Annotated in this window: 15 protein-coding genes; 12 read left to right on the top strand and 3 right to left on the bottom strand. The window is 52.1% G+C overall.

The window, feature by feature from the left end:
• The first annotated feature begins 86 nt into the window (after positions 1-86).
• The 8 genes from traA to traN are packed head-to-tail and all read left to right on the top strand — an operon-like array spanning position 87 to position 8,910.
• A complete protein-coding gene (gene traA, locus JL719_RS06415; RefSeq protein WP_026601817.1) occupies positions 87-386 on the top strand; it encodes a TraA family conjugative transfer protein in 300 nt (99 codons plus the stop codon).
• A 7-nt stretch (positions 387-393) separates the two neighbouring features.
• Positions 394-657, top strand: a complete 264-nt coding sequence (locus JL719_RS06410; protein ID WP_225893047.1) for an RRXRR domain-containing protein — start codon at positions 394-396, stop codon at positions 655-657.
• Positions 654-3,068, top strand: coding sequence for a type IV secretion system protein TraC (gene traC / locus JL719_RS06405; RefSeq protein WP_026601819.1), 2,415 nt, complete (start codon positions 654-656; stop codon positions 3,066-3,068). Before JL719_RS06410 ends, traC begins: the two co-directional genes overlap by 4 nt.
• Positions 3,058-3,375, top strand: a complete 318-nt coding sequence (locus tag JL719_RS06400; protein ID WP_026601820.1) for a hypothetical protein — start codon at positions 3,058-3,060, stop codon at positions 3,373-3,375. The genes traC and JL719_RS06400 overlap by 11 nt, the downstream gene beginning before the upstream one ends.
• Before the next feature lie 4 nt (positions 3,376-3,379).
• Positions 3,380-3,910, top strand: a complete 531-nt coding sequence (gene lepB / locus JL719_RS06395) for a signal peptidase I (RefSeq protein ID WP_033158002.1) — start codon at positions 3,380-3,382, stop codon at positions 3,908-3,910.
• Positions 3,897-5,099, top strand: a complete 1,203-nt coding sequence (locus JL719_RS06390; protein WP_026601822.1) for a TrbC family F-type conjugative pilus assembly protein — start codon at positions 3,897-3,899, stop codon at positions 5,097-5,099. Before lepB ends, JL719_RS06390 begins: the two co-directional genes overlap by 14 nt.
• Positions 5,096-6,127 carry a TraU family protein gene (locus JL719_RS06385; protein WP_026601823.1) on the top strand — a complete coding sequence of 344 codons (1,032 nt, stop codon included), beginning with the start codon at positions 5,096-5,098 and terminating at the stop codon, positions 6,125-6,127. The genes JL719_RS06390 and JL719_RS06385 overlap by 4 nt, the downstream gene beginning before the upstream one ends.
• On the top strand, positions 6,127-8,910 hold the full coding sequence (traN, locus tag JL719_RS06380; protein WP_026601824.1) for a conjugal transfer mating pair stabilization protein TraN: 2,784 nt from the start codon (positions 6,127-6,129) through the stop codon (positions 8,908-8,910). The genes JL719_RS06385 and traN overlap by 1 nt, the downstream gene beginning before the upstream one ends.
• Positions 8,911-8,926: 16 nt before the next feature.
• Here traN and hbs read toward each other — a convergent pair whose 3' ends face one another.
• Positions 8,927-9,199 (bottom strand): non-specific DNA-binding protein Hbs, encoded by a 273-nt coding sequence (hbs, locus tag JL719_RS06375; protein ID WP_026601825.1) that lies wholly within the window; start codon positions 9,197-9,199, stop codon positions 8,927-8,929.
• A 214-nt stretch (positions 9,200-9,413) separates the two neighbouring features.
• Here hbs and hsdR point away from each other — a divergent pair, with 214 nt between their 5' ends.
• Genes hsdR through JL719_RS06355 form a run of 4 tightly spaced genes read left to right on the top strand, consistent with a single transcriptional unit; the run spans position 9,414 to position 15,936 of the window.
• Positions 9,414-11,828 (top strand): EcoAI/FtnUII family type I restriction enzme subunit R, encoded by a 2,415-nt coding sequence (hsdR, locus tag JL719_RS06370; protein ID WP_026601826.1) that lies wholly within the window; start codon positions 9,414-9,416, stop codon positions 11,826-11,828.
• Positions 11,829-11,843: 15 nt separating this feature from the next.
• Positions 11,844-13,622 (top strand): class I SAM-dependent DNA methyltransferase, encoded by a 1,779-nt coding sequence (locus JL719_RS06365; RefSeq protein WP_026601827.1) that lies wholly within the window; start codon positions 11,844-11,846, stop codon positions 13,620-13,622.
• Positions 13,619-14,791, top strand: coding sequence for a PDDEXK nuclease domain-containing protein (locus JL719_RS06360; protein WP_026601828.1), 1,173 nt, complete (start codon positions 13,619-13,621; stop codon positions 14,789-14,791). Before JL719_RS06365 ends, JL719_RS06360 begins: the two co-directional genes overlap by 4 nt.
• On the top strand, positions 14,788-15,936 hold the full coding sequence (locus JL719_RS06355; RefSeq protein ID WP_033157946.1) for a restriction endonuclease subunit S: 1,149 nt from the start codon (positions 14,788-14,790) through the stop codon (positions 15,934-15,936). The genes JL719_RS06360 and JL719_RS06355 overlap by 4 nt, the downstream gene beginning before the upstream one ends.
• Here the strand turns inward: JL719_RS06355 and JL719_RS06350 are convergent.
• Both JL719_RS06350 and JL719_RS06345 read right to left on the bottom strand, forming a co-directional pair.
• Positions 15,925-16,389, bottom strand: a complete 465-nt coding sequence (locus JL719_RS06350; protein WP_026601830.1) for a Mov34/MPN/PAD-1 family protein — start codon at positions 16,387-16,389, stop codon at positions 15,925-15,927. The two genes, JL719_RS06355 and JL719_RS06350, sit on opposite strands and share 12 nt — an antisense overlap.
• On the bottom strand, positions 16,389-18,089 hold the full coding sequence (locus JL719_RS06345; protein ID WP_064035916.1) for a ThiF family adenylyltransferase: 1,701 nt from the start codon (positions 18,087-18,089) through the stop codon (positions 16,389-16,391). Before JL719_RS06345 ends, JL719_RS06350 begins: the two co-directional genes overlap by 1 nt.
• Position 18,090 lies beyond the last annotated feature (1 nt).

The raw sequence follows: 18,090 nt of genomic DNA, 5'->3' as shown, positions 1-18,090 counted from the left end.
TAGCGGGCGACCGCTGATGTTGAGCCGGAGCAAGCTTCCGAGATCGGACGGGCAACCGTCGTCATTCAACTATGAGGTCGTCTTGTATGAAAGTATCCTATCGAACCGGGGTTCTAGTTGCCCTGGCTTCCTTGTTTTTTGTGTTGTTGGCGCCCGACGCCATGGCCGGTGCCGGCGGTACCGAGTTCAACAACGTCTGGACCTTGCTGACTGGCTGGGTCGAAGGTTTGCTGGGTCGGATTATCGCCATCGTCTTCGTGATTGTCGGTTTAGTCGCAGGGGTGGTACGCGGAAGCATCATGGGCTTCGTGCTGGGTATTGCCAGCGGCGTGGGTCTATTTGCGGCACCGACCATCATCACCAATATTGTCACCGCGACACTATAAGGTTGTCATGAGCAACATTACCGGACCACACCCCGTTACCGAGATGACGGCGGGCAACCGCCGTAACCCAGAACACAAGACTGATCGCACGGTTCGCGTTCAGGCCGCCGATGGTAAACCAATCAATCCGTGCCATCCGGCGCGAGCGCGGGAACTGCTGCGCAAGAAACGCGCGGTCCGCGTCAGTCGGCATCCCTACACCATTAGATTGCTGCTACAAAACCAGGCCGAAACCATGCGTTTGTTATACGCCGAGGAGGAATCGGCATGAAACAGTCCAGAATCCATACCGCCGATACGCTTTTTTCAACCCTCGCTTATGACCACGACCACCATCTGTTTTTGCTGGCCGATTCCAGCATCGGTTTTGGCTTTATCTGCCGGCCATTGACCGGGGCCGATCCCAGTGTTTCGGCTAGGGTCAACGTTCTTCTCAATCAAGACTGGCCGACCGATACCTTATTGCAAGTCAGCCTTTGGACTTCACCGGATATTGAAGAATCGCTGGCGGTGATGCAAACCCGGCGCCTAAAGCAGCAAAAACAGACCTATAAAACGATGACCGGGGCCAGCATCGACTTCCTACGTCAAGGCACCACGAAACCTCCGGAATCCATTTCGGGCGCTCGGCTGCGACGCAGTCATGTCATCGTCACGGTGAAATTACCCATCGCTAATCCCAGACCCAGTGAAGCGGAAATTCGCCGGGCAACGGAATTACAACTCGCCACTCAGCAATCTTTGTCGACCATCGGTCTTTATCCTGCTGTCCTGGACGCTGATCAATATGTGCGAGTGCTGAATACCATCCTCAACTGGCACTCGGATGCCGGCTGGAAAGATCGCGTAGTACCGGAATGCGATCCGACGCAACTGATCCGCGACCAATTGCTGGATTACGACAATGCCTTACAAACCGACGAAAAAGGTATTTGGCTGGGCAACAAACGCGTAAAAACCCTATCGGCCAAACGTACCCCGGATCACTTTTACTTTGGTAGCGCCAAAAGTTATCTCGGTGACATTCTGTCCGGTACCCGCGGCATTCGCCAGAATGCCCTGATCAGCCTGACCCTACATTACCCCGATGCCGAATCCACCCGATCAAAACAAGAAGGTGTTAGGCAATTCATCACCAATCAGGTCAACACGCCGATTGCCCGATTTTTACCGGTGTTGGTGCAACGCAAACACAATTTCGATGTGCTGTTCGAAGCCTATGGCGACGGCGACCGGCCGATTCGCAGTTATTTCGGCGTGCTGCTGTTCTGCGATGAATCTGATGAGACGGCAGCTGTCTCGAATGCTCGGGTGTATTTTCGGGAACTAGGATTTCAGCTGCTGGAAGACAAATATTTCTGCCTGCCGTTTTTCCTCAACTGTTTGCCGTTCGGTCCTGAGCGCACGGCGATTGCCGATTTGAAACGCTATCGCACCCTCGCCACCCGCCATGCCATTCCCTTATTGCCCTTATTCGGCGATTGGGCTGGGACAGGCACTCCCACATTGAATTTCGTCTCCCGTAACGGCGAACACATGGCGGTGTCGCTGTTCGATACCACCGGTAACTACAACCTGTGTATCGCCGCCGAATCGGGTAAAGGCAAATCCTTCCTGACCAACGAAATCATCGTCAGCTATCTGACCGAAGGCGCGCAAATCTGGGCGATCGACGTTGGCCGCTCGTATGAAAATCTGTGCGAGGTGCTGGAAGGCGATTTCGTCAAATTCACCCACGGTTCCGGGATCTGCATGAATCCGTTCGAGATCGTGCAGAACTTCGAGGAAGAAGCTGATATGTTAGCCGGATTGGTCAGTCAGATGGCGGCACCGACCGAGAAATTGACCGATTTTCAAACTGCTGGCCTCAAGCGGATATTGAAACAACTCTGGACTGAGAAAGCCCAAACCATGTCGGTCGACGACATTGCCAAACAGTTGTGTGCCGAAATCGACCAGCGTTTGAAGGATGTCGGCGAACAGTTGTTTCCGTTCACCACCAAAGGCGAATACGGCCGCTACTTCAACGGCCGCAACAACGCCAAATTCGCCAGCGACTTTACCGTGCTGGAACTGGAAGAACTGAAAGGCCGCAAGCATCTGCAACAAGTGGTTCTGTTGCAACTGATCTACCAAATCCAGCAGGAGATGTATCTCGGTGAACGCAATCGACCCAAGATCGTGATCATCGACGAAGCCTGGGATTTGCTCACCGAAGGCGATGTCGCCAAGTTCATGGAACATGGCTACCGGCGCTTTCGAAAGTATGGCGGCGCGGCAGTCACGATCACTCAATCGGTCAATGACTTATACCGTAATGCAGCCGGCCGAGCCATCGTCGAGAACTCGGCCAATATGTATTTGCTCGGACAAAAAGCCGAAGTCATCGAAGGCATGAAACAGGATCGTCGTTTGCCGTTGTCGGACGGCGGCTATGAACTCCTGAAAACCGTGCATACCTTACCCGGTGCCTATTCCGAGATTTTCTTTATCACCGAGATGGGCTCCGGTATCGGCCGACTTATTGTCGATCCATTCAAACGCATTCTTTTCTCGACCAAACCGGAAGATGTGCAGGCACTCAAGCAGCTGCGTAGACAAGGACTATCTCTCGGCGATGCCATTCAGCAACTGCTCGACAATCGTAAATCTAAACCTCGGGAGGTAAGCCATGGACGCTAAATCGCAATGGCTGAGTGTTGTCTTGATCACGGCCAGTTTAGGCAGTGTGGGCGGTTGGTTGGCAGCTTATCAGCAATTACAGCAACCGATTGCTCGGTTGAATCTGGTCACACCAGTGTTCGTACTGGATCGGGCCAAATTGATTCAATCAATTCCGCCGAATGCCACGCAAGAACAAATGGCCAAGATCGTCGATGACTGGCAAGCCCAAGCCAAGAAACTCAGTGATGCGGGTTACCTGGTGATCGATTCGACGGCCGTGGTTGCCGCACCGGACGATGTCTATGTCCGTCATGACGGTAAGTGATGTCATGAGCAAGTACATCACCACCACAGACTCCTACAGTAAACCACCGTTGCGCAAATTCCTGCTCAAGGCCTTGCCGATATTGCTCTTCGTCTTGGCCGTCGAACGTTACGTTGGCCATCGCTTCCTGATTGGCGGCGATGATCAGGTTGATCGGTGTTTACCCGACAAATGGATTTATCTGATCGACACCTACAACAAAGATATTTGGCGCGGCGATTTGATGGCGTTTCGTGCCGAGCGCATGTCGCCGTATTTCAAGGACGGTCAAATCATCGTCAAAATTGCCGCCGGTGTTACCGGCGATCATATTCAGGTCGACAGTCGGCAGACCACGGTCAACGGTTCCTTGATCATCGAAGGTTTGCCGTTAGCGGAAAAACTCAAGAAACCCGCGTCCAGCTTCAAACGTGACGAAACCATCCCACCCGCAGCTTATTGGTTGACCGGCAAAACGGATAAGAGCTTTGACTCGCGGTATTGGGGCTATGTCTATGACCACCAAGTGATTGGGCGGGCTTATGCGCTATTTTGAATTACTGTCCAATCGCCTGCGTCAGGTCGTGCTCTTTTGCTTGGCAAATGCATTACTGGTGGCCTCGGTGAAAGCCGAAGAGGAATGGTTATCCCAATCGCAGCGGATTCTTAATGCCTTGGATGGACAAGCTAAGCCTGCTTGGCTGGAAGGCAATCCTTATCAGTCGGAAGCAAACCGGCAAGCCCTGGAGATGATGCGAAACTCGAATGCTATGCAATCAATTTCAGCATCCTCAAACCGACTCGACAAAACGGTAACACCTCATCCAGGCAAACCGCTCAAAGTGGTGTTCGTTTCGTTTTCGCTCGGCGATACCGCATTGAAAGGCATATTCGAAGAGGCATCGGGACAGGACGATGCGTTGTTGATGTTTCGAGGCCCCAAACCCGGTCAAAAACTACCTGCTCTGTTTGCCGATCTGAAACGACTGCTAAAAGACATCGATCCCGTGCCCAACATCGTCATCGATCCGACTCGCTTTCAGAAATGGGCGGTGTCGTCGGTGCCGGCCATCGTCGTCGAAGCGGATGACAAGGCTTTACTACAAGTCAGAGGCGTCAGCAGTTTGACCTGGCTGAATGATAAATTCAAAGCCGGTGCTGCCGGTGATTTAGGCCGATTGGGCGAAGTCTACGACATTGCCGAAATCGATCTGCTCGAAGAAATCAAACGACGGATGGCTGCGATCGACTGGCGGCAGAAGCAGCAACAGGCCATTGCTCGTTTCTGGGGACAACAAAAATTCGAAGTGTTGCCAGTCGCGTTGGAAGATCGTGAGCGAGTAATCGATATGACGATCACCGCTCCGCGCAATCTGACGGCGCCGAACGGTCAACTCATTGTCCGGGCCGGACAAACTGTAAATCCATTGGACAAAATGCCGTTCGGCTTATGCCTGATTGTGTTTGACGCTACTGAAACCGCCCAAGTCCATTGGATTCGCCAGTTGTCATGCCAGGACAAAAAAGCCCGCGTGATGTATCTGGCCACGTCGGTGTCGCGTCAGGATGGCTGGGACGGCTTGAAAGCATTGGAAACATCGCTGAATTCATCGGTGTACTTGTTGACGCCAGACGTACGTAGCCGATTTCAATTACAACACGTACCGAGTCTGGTCGAGCAGACAGGCAATCGGCTAGTGGTTCGCGAACGCAAACTGCCGGCTTCGGCGGGAGAACGGTCATGAATTGCCTGATTTTCCCTTGGGCTTTGTGGCTGTTGATGACCTTGGCGACGAATCTTCATGCCGACACCACAACCAACGCTACCGATCCGCTGTGTGCCGATGCCGAGCTTTGGTCTGGCAAGCTGGTCACCGATATTTGCTGGAGTTGTTTGTTTCCGATTCGGGCGGCCGGGGCGTCGCTGGGTGGCGGCAATGTCCCCAGCATCGCTACCGATGAAAAGTTTTGCTTCTGCACCGACCCCATGGGCATACCGCAATTGGGCATGACGGTGGGTTTATGGAATCCGGCGCGGCTGATTGAGATCGTCCGCAATCCTTGGTGTTCGCCGGCACTGGGCGGACATAAAATCAGCGCATCGAATGTGCGACTGATCTCCACCACCGGCAAGGCAGATTTCGACGCCAGCGAGATGTCGTTTTTCAATTACCACTACTTCGCCTTTCCGCTGACGATCATGCTGGATCTGTTCTGGGATGGACGATGCAATAGCGACGGCTATCGCGACTTTGATTTGCTCTATGTCTCGGAGCTCGACCCAACCTGGAACAGCGATTTGCTGGCGTTCTTCACCAGTCCGGAAACAGCGTTGTTCGCAAATCCGGTGGCGATATCGGCCTGTGTCGCCGATGCCGCGGCGGCTGCGACAGGTAATCCCCTGGATGCCTTGTTCTGGTGCGCCGGGGCTTGGGGGCATATGTATCCTCTCTCTGGTATCTCACCCACCAGTTACGGCACCGATCCGCGTATCACCAGCCTGTTGGTCACGCGGGCGACAGCAGCTTTGCATCGCCGAGGCCTGGCCTGGAAAACCTCCGGAAACGATGCCCTGTGCGGCGGGACGATTTATCCCTTCATCCCTAAGTCGCAATACCGGCTGAGCATGTTTTATCCGGTGGCGGAAACCGAGTCCAATCATGTCATCGGCGAGACCACCTTCAAATGGGGTGCGGGACGCACTTATCCAGGGCCAGGCGAGGATCACCTCTACCTGCTGTGGCGCTGGCAGGACTGTTGCGTGGGGTTGTGATGCATATCTGGGCATTATTTGAACCGCAGCGCCGATTTACGCAAGTACTGTCCGCAGTTTTATGCGTGACGATGGCCTGGACACCATTTGGGGTGTCGTGGGCCGATGCCATGCAAGCCTCGGCCAGCGAGGGTCAGCAGACAGGGCAACAGATTGTTGGCGACTTTCAATTTCCGCTCGATACCGGCAGCGGCTCCTTAACGCTAAATCCCGGCACTTCCCAGGAAAGTGCGATTTCGATCGGCACGCTGTTTCCAGACACAAACAGCACCAGTACATCGGCCAGCGACTTTGCCAATCTCTATGGCAACAATCCCGGTACCATCGCCGCAGGCTTGAATGCGCAAACCACGTTAAATGGGGAAGCCAGCTTCACCGGCGAAGCCTATCGCACCCTGATCGACAACGCTCACCAGTCGCATCCGGATTTACACAATGATGCAGTCTGGAATGCCGGCGATCAGGTGTTTGCCAATTTCACGCCCTGGGCGCAGTCGTTTTCGGACTGTACCACTGTGACCACGCAAACCGAGACCAGTCATTCGGTTCGGATTCCTGATTACCAACTGTGTCTGCGCCAACCGACGGTGCCGCAAAGTTGTACGGCGACGCATCAAGTCAACGTAGAGACCCTACTCAGTTTTGTATCCGGGAACGGAGGCATGTCCAGTTGTGGATCTGGCTGCATGGATTTATATGTCGGCCGTGTCGGCGATAACTACTGGTCGGCTGGTTGCGGTGTGTTCAACTGGGAAGTGACTTACAACGTCCTTCATCCGGAAGCCATCATCAGTGCCACGCTGGAGGACGTCGAGTTCGATGACCATGCCCGCGTGTACTATGGCGGCAATCTGATTTATACCGGTTCGACCGGCTGGGGCGGTTCTTGCGAACTGAGTAATAGCTGGGTCGATCATCCCAATCGTGATGTCACCTATGCCTTCAACAGCACGGGTAACAAAGTCTTTAAACAGGAAACCATGGTCGGTGGTAATGGTGAAGGTTATTCCAGGATTCGGCTCCGATATGATTTGTCGAAACTGATCACCCAGGATCAATGGAGCTGGAGCGGGCCGAATTGCCAAAACCTGGCCAATGCGATCACTGACGGCATTTGCCAGGCGGGCAGCCAGTTGAGTTGCAGCAATGATCCCGCCAATGCCTCGGGTTGTTATGTGGATCCGACTTCGCAAGTCATGGTCTGTGGTTCCGATTTAGCCCAGGCCCCTGTGGCGAATTCTACAGGGATTCGCAATACCTGCATGCGCATCGACGCCGCCGGGCAATGCGATCTCAATCAATACGGTCAATGCTGGACCGATACGGCCGGAACGCATTGCTTGGAGCCACCGGCCAATGATACGCCTACGAAGAGTTGTTCGACTTTAGAAACGCAAGGCTGCTCATTCATCAAAAGCCAATGTCTGGATGTTCTGGCATCCGGCACCTGCTGGGACAGCATTGATACCTACGACTGCGGCCAGACGGTCGGCATTCCCGGCATCCAAAGCAACACCCAGCAGCAATGCGCGGGGCCGGTGCGCTGTATGGGTGAAGACTGCATCACGGTGAATCGCACTCAGAGTCAGGATTTCACCAAGGCGGTGGCCTTGCTGAATAGCGCGCAGCAAATGGCGATGGATTTACATTGCAACTACGCCAACACCGATCTTCAACAGAAAGATCCCACCACTTGCCAGGTGTTCCAGGGCAAACCTGCCAGTTGCAAGATGGTCGGCGGCGCGCTCAGCTTGGTGGATTGCTGCGAAACGCCTGAGGGGACCATGGGATTGGGACGCTATATCGATTTACTGTTGGCCACCAGTCAATTGGATAATGCCGTCATGACCATGGACAGCACTTCCATCGTCCGTGGCGCCTGGGAAACCATGCGTACACCGTTTACCTTGGCCGGCGATGCCTGGAATAGCTTTCAGGCGGACTTTGCCTCAGGTGTAAATGATTTGGTCGGTACCGATATGCTCAGTACCTCAGACGTTGCCTCACAAGGTTTGCTGGACTCGCTGAAAGGTGAACTGATGAAATCGGTGGCGGAATGGATAGGTAATACCTTTGGTGAAGCCGCGGGTAATGCCTTGTTCAGTGCCGGCGGGCAAGCGGCTTTCGATTCGGCGGGCAATTTAACGCCGGCCGCAGAATCCGGCGGTGTCGAACTGGGCGGCGGCGCGGCAGTGGCAGGCGAAATGCTCAGCACCCTGATGACAGCCTACACCGTGGTGATGATCATTATCATGATCATCCAGATTGTTTACTCGTGCGAACAGTCCGAGTACGAACTGGCGGCGAAAAAGCAGCTTAAAGTCTGCACCGACTTGGGTACTGTTTGCGAAAGCAAGGTGGCAGGGCTTTGTCTGGTAAGAAAGGAAAGTTATTGCTGCTACAACTCGCCCCTAGCCCGCATCCTCAACGAACAAATCAAACCGCAATTGGGGATGGATTTTGGCACACCGGAAAGCCCTGTCTGTACGGGGATTAAAGTGTCCGATCTGGATAGAGTCGATTGGACTCAAGTCAATCTGGACGAATGGCTGGGCATACTTGCTCAGACGGGGCATTTGCCGACAGCCGCCAATGCCGCCGACATGCTCAATCTCGATCAACTCACCGGCACCGGCAGCAGACTCAATCCACAAAAATACGGCGCCACCACGACCACTCGCCAGGACACGTTGACCCGCACCCAAGGCCGGATGACCGATCTAGATGTCCCTACGGTCAAACGGCAGTCTGAGCTGGAAGGCTGGGGCATGGGGCCGCAATAAACTCTGCGGCCAGTAACTACTGGACGGCGTCTTTCAAGCCTTTGCCGGCTTTGAAAGATGGTAATTTAGCAGCGGCAATGGTAATTGCTTCGCCGGTTTGTGGATTCCGACCAGTGCGTTCGGCGCGCTCTTTCACTTCAAAGGTACCGAAGCCGACCAGCGCCACAGAATCACCCGATTTGAGTGTGGACTGGATAGATTGAGTAAGTCCATCCAGTGCTCGGCCGGCATCTGCTTTGGTCAGGTTGGCGTGGCTGGCGATGGCGTCAATGAGGTCGGATTTGTTCATATATGTTATTTCCCTTGTTGATAAAAACTGCTTGTATGGACGTTTGATCTACGAGATTGAATGATATTACTTAAAATGATTGTGGCCAAAAATTGCTGAATAGCTATGCACCAAAATAGTTAATACTTATGCGTTAAGCCCCTTAGCTGCTAACATTCCATCATTTATTGATACTGCATAATAACCGTTAGGCATTTGATCAGGAAAGAACTGGATGGACAGGGACAACAAACGCGATACGATCATGACCGAGGCCGATACCAGTCGCGAATTCGTTACCCCAAAACTGGTTCAAGCTGGCTGGTCAATCTCACCCCATTCAATCGGCGAACAACGTACCTTCACCAATGGCCGGATTTTTGTCACCGGTGGCAAAGTTCGTCGCGGCCAACAGAAACGTGCCGATTATCTGTTGTATTACCGCCGCGATTTTCCGCTCGCCGTCGTCGAAGTCAAAAGCATCGCCTTTCCCACCGAAACCGGCGTACAACAAGCGCGCGAATATGCAGAAATTCTTGGGCTTAAATTCGCTTATGCCACCAATGGTCGGCAAATTATTGAAATCGATTACACGACAGGTACCGAGAAGCTTATCGATCAATATCCAAGTCCCGCTGAGCTCTGGCAACGCTTGAGCGCTTCAGCGTCATTATCCGAATCGGCCAGCAACCATTTATTGGAACCCTTTAACCTGGTATCCGGCAAAACGCCTCGTTACTACCAGGTCATTGCCATCAACCGCATCATCGAAGCGATTTTACTCGGACAAAAACGCATCCTGACTACCATGGCCACCGGCACCGGTAAAACCTGCGTGGCGTTTCAACTGTGTTGGAAGTTGTGGAATAGCCGCTGGAACAGAACCGGCGAATATCGACGACCCAAAATTCTGTTTCTCGCCGACCGCAACATCCTGGTCGACGACCCTATGGCCAAGATGTTTGCCCCGTTTGGCGATGCCCGTTTCAAAATTTCCGGTAACGATGTCAGTCAGGGCCGGGAAATGTATTTCGGCATCTACCAGGCATTGACCAATCCCGCCAGCGATGTGTTTCGTCAGTACCGTCCGGACTTTTTCGATTTGATCATCATCGACGAGTGCCATCGCGGCTCCAGTCGCAACGACAGCAGTTGGCGGGCGGTGCTAGATTATTTCCAACCGGCGGTACAAGTCGGCATGACTGCTACCCCATTGAGAGAAGACTCGCGCGATAGCTACGAATATTTTGGCAATCCGGTCTACACCTACAGTCTGCGTCAAGGCATTGAAGACGGCTTTCTGGCGCCATATCGTGTGCATCGCGTGATTACCACCGTCGACGCCGCTGGCTGGCGCCCCTCGAAAGACGAACTGGATCGTTACGGCCGCCCGGTACCGGATGATGAATATCAGACCAAGGATTTCGAACGCGTGATTGCCTTACGCGCAAGAACTCGCGCCATGGCCAAGCATCTCAGCGATTTTTTGAAAGGTACTGATCGCTTCGCCAAAACCTTGGTGTTTTGCGTTGATCAGGAACACGCCTCGGAAATGCGCCAGGAACTGCTCAATCTGAATAGCGACCTGGTCAAGCAATATCCCGATTACGTCTGCCGAGTTACCGCCGATGAAGGCGCTATCGGCCTGACCCATCTGGCCCATTTTCAGGATGTCGATAAACCGACACCTGCCATCCTGACCACCTCGCAACTCCTCACCACCGGCGTCGATGCCGAAATGGTGAAAAACGTGGTTTTAGCTCGTGTCGTCGGTTCGCGCTCGGAATTCAAGCAAATCGTCGGCCGTGGCACGCGTCTGAAGGTCGATTACGGCAAGGAATATTTCAACATCATCGATTTCACCGGCACGGCGACACGACATTTCGCTGATCCCGACTTTGACGGCGATCCGGCACGTATCGAAGAAGTCACCATCGATGAAGAAGGCGAAATTGTCGATACCACGGTCGAGATCATTGATAACGAAGTCCAGGAAATTCCCGGCGAATACCAGCCGGACGATGACAATCCTCCCGACGGCGACGGCGAAATCACCACCGATCCGCCGCAGGAGCCGCGTAAATTCTATGTCGATGGCGGCACGGTCGAAGTCATCGGCCACCTGGTCTACGATCTGGATACCGACGGCAAAAAATTGCAGGTCGTGCGCTACACCGAATATTCCGGTCGCGCGGTGCGTTCGATGTATCCCGGCAGCCAGGAATTCCAGCGCGACTGGGCCAACCCGGATACCCGTAGCGACTTGCTACGCGAACTCACCGAACGCGGCATCAGTTTCGAAGAACTCGCCGCATCGTCCGACTTGCCGGATGCCGATCCCTTCGATCTGCTTTGCAATCTGGCTTGGAATGCGCCGTTGTTGACCCGCCGGCAACGTGCCGAGCAAGCCCGCAAATCGGCTCAGAATCTGTTCAGCCAGCACAGCGAAACGGCCCGCGAAATCCTCGCGCTGATGCTGGATAAATACATCGAGCGCGGCATTAGCCAATTCAATGCCTTATCCGAATTGATGAAAGTCCAGCCGTTCGAACAATACGGCACCCCCACGGAAATCGCCAACCGCCATTTCGGCGGCATTCAGGGCCTGAAAGCAGCTGTATCGCAATTACAGTCCGCCCTCTACCAATAATTGTTAAACCTTTGCATGGCCAAACCTAAAAAAACCAAACCCGTATTAACCACCGCACAACAACTGTCCGCATTGATCAAATCGGCGCGCGACATCCTGCGCAAAGACAAAGGCTTGAACGGCGACGTCGACCGCTTGCCGCTGCTCACCTGGGTGATGTTTCTGAAATTCCTCGACGACCTGGAAATCCTCCATGAACAGGAAGCCGAGCTGGACGGCAAACGTTATCAAGGCATCGTCGAATCGCCTTATCGCTGGCGGGATTGGGCGGCACGGGAAGACGGCGTCACCGGCGAAGAGTTATTATCTTTCATCAACCAGGACGAAACCATCCGTCCTGACGGTCAACGCGGCAAAGGCTTGTTTGCCTATCTGCGCGGCTTGGCTGGCGAAGGTGAAAAAGGCAGTCAGCGCGAAGTCATCGCCAACGTGTTCAAAGGCGTGCAAAACCGCATGGTCAGCGGCTTTTTGTTGCGTGACATCATCAACAAGATCAACGGCATTCATTTCAACAGCAGCGAAGAGATTCACACCCTGTCGCATCTGTACGAATCCATGCTGCGGGAAATGCGCGATGCGGCTGGCGATTCCGGCGAATTCTATACCCCGCGCCCGGTAGTTCGTTTCATGGTGCAAGTCACCGACCCCAAGCTCGGCGAAACTGTACTCGACCCGGCGAGCGGTACCGGCGGATTTCTGGTGGAATCGTATGACCATTTACTGAAACAAGTCGTCACCCCCGAAGATCGCCGAAAACTCCAGCGCGAAAGCCTGTTCGGCCAGGAAGCCAAACCGCTGCCGTATATGCTGGTGCAGATGAACTTGCTATTGCATGGTTTGGAAGCCCCACAGATTGCTTACGGTAACACCTTGGAACGCCGCGTCACCGAAATCGGCCACAGCGAACGCGTCGATGTGATTCTGACCAATCCACCGTTCGGCGGCGAGGAAGAAGCCGGTATCAAAGCCAATTTCCCGGCCAACATGCAGACCGCCGAAACCGCTTTGCTGTTCTTGCAGTTCATCATGCGCAAATTGCGTTATGCGGGCTTCGGCGCGGAACGTGGCGGTCGCGCCGCCGTAGTCGTGCCCAACGGCACCTTGTTTGGCGACGGCGTTTGCGCCACCATCAAGGAAGAGCTGCTGAAAGAATTCAACCTGCATACCATCGTGCGCCTGCCGCAAGGCGTATTCGCGCCCTATACCGATATTCCGGCCAATCTGCTGTTTTTCGAGCGTGGCGGCCCCACCGAAACCATCTGGTATTACGAACAACCGCTACCAGAGGGCCGCAAGAAATACAGCAAAACCGCACCGTTGCAATTCGAGGAATTGGAACCGGCCTTAAACTGGTGGCACAGCCGCGAGGAAACTCCGCAAGCCTGGAAAGTCGACTTTGCCGGCAAACTCGCCCAAGCGCTGGCCGCAGCCGAGCCGCATTGGCAACGTGCGGAAAGCGAACGCGCCGCCGCACTGGCCTTGGGCAAACAGATTCGCGAACTGGAACAAGCTGTATCCGCCGCCGACAACGGTGACAAAGCCGCGTTGCAAACCCAGCTGCGCGACCTGAAAGCCAAACAACAAGCCCACGAAGCCGCCGCCAAAGCCGCGCAAAGCGAAAGCGATGCGCTGTACTGGCCGATTTATAACCTCGATCAAAAGAATCCCCACGCCAAGGCCGGCCTGGAACATGCCGATCCCAAAGACCTGATTGCCAGCATGCGTAGTCACGAAACCGAAGTGATGCGTTTATTGGGCGAGATCGAGACATTGGTACATGAGGTGGAACAATGAGCGAATCCAGTCATTTGCCCAGCGCTTACGGCGACATTCATACCGATATTGTCCAACTACTGGAAAACGCCCGCCGCGCCGCCGCCCGTAGCGTCAATGCCTTAATGACCGCCAGTTACTGGGAAATTGGCCGCCGCATCGTTGAATTCGAACAAGGCGGCGAAGATCGCGCCGCGTATGGCGAGGCGTTGATTCAGCGGTTGGCATTGGATTTAAGCAATCGTTTTGGCCGGGGATTTAGCCGCCAAAACCTCCAGCAAATGCGAGCGTTCTATCTGGCCTGGCCATTGGAGCTAATATGCCAGACAGTGTCTGGCATTTCTTCCCGAAATCCGCAGACACTGTCTGCAGAATCTTCCTCAACGCCAATTATCCAGACAGCGTCTGGACAATCACCAACTCTCGCAACCTTGGCCGAAGCCTTCCCGCTGCCCTGGTCGGCTTACGTGCGCTTGCTTTCGGTCAAAAAACCGGAAGCACGCGGCTTCTATGAAACCGAAGCTCTGCGTTGCGGCTGGACGGTACGGCAACTGGATCGGCAGATCAACAGCCAGTTTTACGAGCGAACCGCATTATCCACAAACAAAGTGGCGATGTTGGAACGAGCGGAACACGCCGAACCGGATGACGCCATCACGCCGGAACAAGCCATCAAGGATCCGTTTGTGCTGGAATTTCTTAACCTGAAAGACCAATACTCGGAATCCGATCTCGAATACGCGCTGATCCAGCATTTAGCCGACTTTCTGCTGGAACTGGGCGACGACTTTGCCTTTGTCGGTCGTCAGCGCCGCTTGCGGCTTGACGATACCTGGTTTCGCATCGACTTGCTGTTTTTCCATCGCCGCTTGAAATGTCTGGTGGTGATCGATCTCAAGGTCGGCAAATTCAGCTATGCCGACGCCGGCCAGATGCACCTGTACCTGAATTACGCCCGCGAACACTGGATGAAGCCCGGCGAAAACCCGCCGGTGGGCCTGATACTCTGCGCCGCCAAAGGCGCCGCGGAAGCCCATTACGCCTTGGATAACCTGCCGAACAAGGTCCTGGCCGCCGAGTATCAAACCGTGCTGCCGGATGAAAAGCTGTTGGCGGAGGAATTGGAGCGATCACGGATTGAATTGGAGGCGCGGCGGTTAGTCGGCTCCAAAAATGAAGGTGACGCATGAGTCGATGGCCCATGGTTTCTTTAGGTGAGTTGCTTAGGCGAAGCAATGAGACCGCAATACTTGATTTCGATACTGAATATCATGAAGTAACGATTAGGCTTTGGGGTAAAGGCGTTATCAGCAGAGGTAGAGTAAGAGGCGGTGATGTAGGAACATCTCGCCAAGTGGTTCGAGCCAATCAACTTATTCTCTCGAAGATTGATGCCCGAAATGGTGCGATCGGCATTGTTCCCCCGGAATTGGATGGCGCAATCGTTAGTAACGATTTTCCATCATTCGAATTTGCCGAAAAGCTCGACTCTTCATTCATGGGTTGGCTAGTTCGGTCAACACCCTTTGTTGAGCTATGCAAAGCTGCTAGCGAAGGTACAACCAACCGGGTTCGAATTAAAGAAGATCGATTTTTAACTCAGCAAATCCACTTACCCTCGTTAGAAAAGCAGCAAACCATCGTTGCCCGCCTGGATCAATTGGCGGACAAAGTGAGGCGAATCGATCAACATCTGGATGCCATCGACGCGGTTGCCGAGGCGCTATTAATCAGCCTGCATCATAAATTCGCGGCAGATCGCGTGGTTCGCCTGGGCGACATCATCGAATTATTCGAAGACTCCGAACTCGTCAAACCCGAGGGCCAATATCCTCAAGTCGGTGTGCGCGGATTCGGCGGCGGACTGTTCGCCAAGCCAGCATTGACGGGAACGGAAACGTCTTATCGAGCCTTCAATCGCTTGTATGCCGATGCCATCGTGCTAAGCCAGGTCAAAGGTTGGGAAGGCGCGTTGGCAGTCTGTCCATCCGGATTGGCCGACATGTTTGTCTCGCCGGAGTACAGAACTTTCCGTTGCAAACCCGATCTGGCAAGCCCTGCCTATCTGGGAGAACTGATCAGAACGCCGTGGTTCTGGTCATTGCTACAAGCCGCAACCCGAGGCGTTGGCGCCCGCCGAGAACGTACCCGCCCAGAGCAGTTATTAAACATCGAATTGCCCATGCCGGAATTACACGAACAGCTACAGATCGTTGAAATCCTGTCCCGTCAAAACGAGCTGAAACAACGACACACCAAAATCCGCGAAGCCAATCAGGCGCTAATCCCGGCCACGCTGGAGAGGCTGTTTTCTAATGAATTTTTAAAAATCTAAAATATTAGAGGCTTGGAGCAAATTATCTCCTTTGCCAACCCCAAGCCAAATATCTCGATGAGTGCCCACTATTAGAAAGATCATCGGGTTTACTTGCGACTGTATTATTTTTCGCCATTCAGTTTTATCTAATATCGAGGGTGAGGGATATTGTTCCGGATGAGTGTGCCATTCACCCAAATAATCCACTGTTTCCCCACTATTTAACCAGCGCTTAGTGGCATATTCCTGATGCAATTGATCTTTACGAAAAAATTGAAACAATGACCTTCTATCATGTAATTGGGGCGCTGTCGCATCGACAATATGTATATGATAATTTCGTCTGTACCCTAAAAGGATACCACCAGACTCCGGCTTTTCCGGTGAATTCTGTCGATAACGGTCAAAAATATTAAGAACATTTTCCTCAATCAGAATTTTGGAATCTGGATTAAAAGGATGTTTCCACATTAAACATTTCGACATGCGACACAACCATCCAGTGGAGAGATATTTTGATTTTTCACTTGGCGGATATTTGCATTTTCAACGGCTCTAGTCCTAAACCGTGGACTCGGATCACCTTTAATCCAATCAATAATACTATCTGTAGCTAATGCGGCTGCACTTATTGAGGCAGATACCGCATAAGGCGTAAAAGCTTGGCACCCGATAAAGCCGCGCTCAGGTTCTGCTTTCAGTATTTTATAGCGCTCTTCTCTATAGTTCTGAGTATTGGGTAATCTCAAACAATGGAAACATCCATACTTTTCTGAATCAACCCAAAGTGACTGTGTTGCTTCACCATTTCCAACGATCCAGATATGCAGGATTGGAGGAGCTTTAGGTCGCTTAGCTATCTGACTGGCATTTAACATTTCACTAATGGCTTCCTCGCCTGTAGCATCTATCAATAAATCCGAGGCAAAAAGTTTAGAATACTTCGTTATATTTATAGGTTCTGCAAAAATTCGAGATAGCGGAAACTGCTTCAATAGTTCATCACGAAGTGCTACAGCTTTTAACTTAAACAAAGACGAATAACCCAAAACATGACGTCCTAAATTATCTGGCGCGAGCGTATCGGGATCGATCAGTATCAACTCTCCACGACAACCAGTTCCTGCGCCTAAGCGAACTAGGGATTGAGCAAGAAAACCACCTATCGCACCACAACCAATTAATACAATACGTTTATCTTTCAAATCAGAAAATGATAGATTCCTATTGTGAACAAAATCAGCGCTTATGTCGGTAATATGAACTCTAAAGATATTTCCACCGCTACCTCTTCCGTGCAGAAACTGTTTGTATAATTTAGGACCACGTTTTCCAGCGGTTTTTTTTGCAGCAAGAAGAGTTATTGTGTCTAAATCAAATCCAAAACCAACCCATCCAACTGGACTGCTTATTGCAAAAGTAACAAAACTATATTGTAAATATTCTTGTTCTTTTTCTAGGATATTTTGAAATCTAACGTATAAAATGTTGTCCCAACTTTTTAACCATTCAAAAAGTTCTTTGACTGTCTTTGGCAGTGTATTGTCAGGAATAGTTGGAAATTTCTCAGTGTGCAATATCCAACATTTGCATTTGCTAATTTTAGGCTTAGAAAACCCAAGTGAGCCCGCAATAATTTCAACTTCATTGGCATCATCAGATATGATCGCCTTGCGATTATCATCATCCCCAAGAATGAAGTAATTAGTGGATACTTTCGTTGTATCGATTGTACCTTTTAAGACCAACCAAGGAATACGGCCCTGATCTAAAAGCCAATGAGACAAAAATTCGTTCTGAATATCATGGATACGGTAATCAGAATCTTCTAGTATTTTATTTAATACATCTGTGGCTTGGACCAAACATTGATCAATTGCAGTTGCTGGGTTATAGCGATCTAAAACGATAGAACCCGGCGCGAAATAGCATAAATTTCCCTCTGAACTCAAATGCGGCAAAAGAGCCGGCAAGTGACTTGGATACTCAAGAATCTTAATTACTGGATAAACCAAAAAATCCCAATCACTTATTTCTAAACTTATAGATATTGGCAGCGATGAACAATTAAGAATACCTCTAAAAGTTCGACGTCCATGTCGATGTCCAGTGGAAACAAATCCCTTAGAAGTTAGTAGTCTAAATGCAGCACCAAGCTGGTCATTCGCCATC

It is taken from the genome of Methylomonas sp. LW13 (genome assembly GCF_016865255.1).
Lineage (GTDB): Bacteria > Pseudomonadota > Gammaproteobacteria > Methylococcales > Methylomonadaceae > Methylomonas.
Note: the sequence above shows the minus strand (reverse complement) of the source record. Positions and strands in the feature narration are given on the sequence as shown.

What these genes read in the sequence shown, in the direction of transcription:
- JL719_RS06390 (WP_026601822.1), top strand. Translation starts at nt 3,897, where the DNA reads ATGCGCTATTTTGAATTACTGTCCAATCGCCTGCGTCAGGTCGTGCTC.
- hbs (WP_026601825.1), bottom strand. Translation starts at nt 9,199, where the DNA reads ATGAACAAATCCGACCTCATTGACGCCATCGCCAGCCACGCCAACCTG.
- traC (WP_026601819.1), top strand. Translation starts at nt 654, where the DNA reads ATGAAACAGTCCAGAATCCATACCGCCGATACGCTTTTTTCAACCCTC.
- JL719_RS06345 (WP_064035916.1), bottom strand. Translation starts at nt 18,089, where the DNA reads ATGGCGAATGACCAGCTTGGTGCTGCATTTAGACTACTAACTTCTAAG.
- JL719_RS06360 (WP_026601828.1), top strand. Translation starts at nt 13,619, where the DNA reads ATGAGCGAATCCAGTCATTTGCCCAGCGCTTACGGCGACATTCATACC.
- JL719_RS06385 (WP_026601823.1), top strand. Translation starts at nt 5,096, where the DNA reads ATGAATTGCCTGATTTTCCCTTGGGCTTTGTGGCTGTTGATGACCTTG.
- lepB (WP_033158002.1), top strand. Translation starts at nt 3,380, where the DNA reads ATGAGCAAGTACATCACCACCACAGACTCCTACAGTAAACCACCGTTG.
- JL719_RS06350 (WP_026601830.1), bottom strand. Translation starts at nt 16,389, where the DNA reads ATGTGGAAACATCCTTTTAATCCAGATTCCAAAATTCTGATTGAGGAA.
- hsdR (WP_026601826.1), top strand. Translation starts at nt 9,414, where the DNA reads ATGGACAGGGACAACAAACGCGATACGATCATGACCGAGGCCGATACC.
- JL719_RS06400 (WP_026601820.1), top strand. Translation starts at nt 3,058, where the DNA reads ATGGACGCTAAATCGCAATGGCTGAGTGTTGTCTTGATCACGGCCAGT.
- JL719_RS06365 (WP_026601827.1), top strand. Translation starts at nt 11,844, where the DNA reads ATGGCCAAACCTAAAAAAACCAAACCCGTATTAACCACCGCACAACAA.
- JL719_RS06355 (WP_033157946.1), top strand. Translation starts at nt 14,788, where the DNA reads ATGAGTCGATGGCCCATGGTTTCTTTAGGTGAGTTGCTTAGGCGAAGC.
- traA (WP_026601817.1), top strand. Translation starts at nt 87, where the DNA reads ATGAAAGTATCCTATCGAACCGGGGTTCTAGTTGCCCTGGCTTCCTTG.
- traN (WP_026601824.1), top strand. Translation starts at nt 6,127, where the DNA reads ATGCATATCTGGGCATTATTTGAACCGCAGCGCCGATTTACGCAAGTA.
- JL719_RS06410 (WP_225893047.1), top strand. Translation starts at nt 394, where the DNA reads ATGAGCAACATTACCGGACCACACCCCGTTACCGAGATGACGGCGGGC.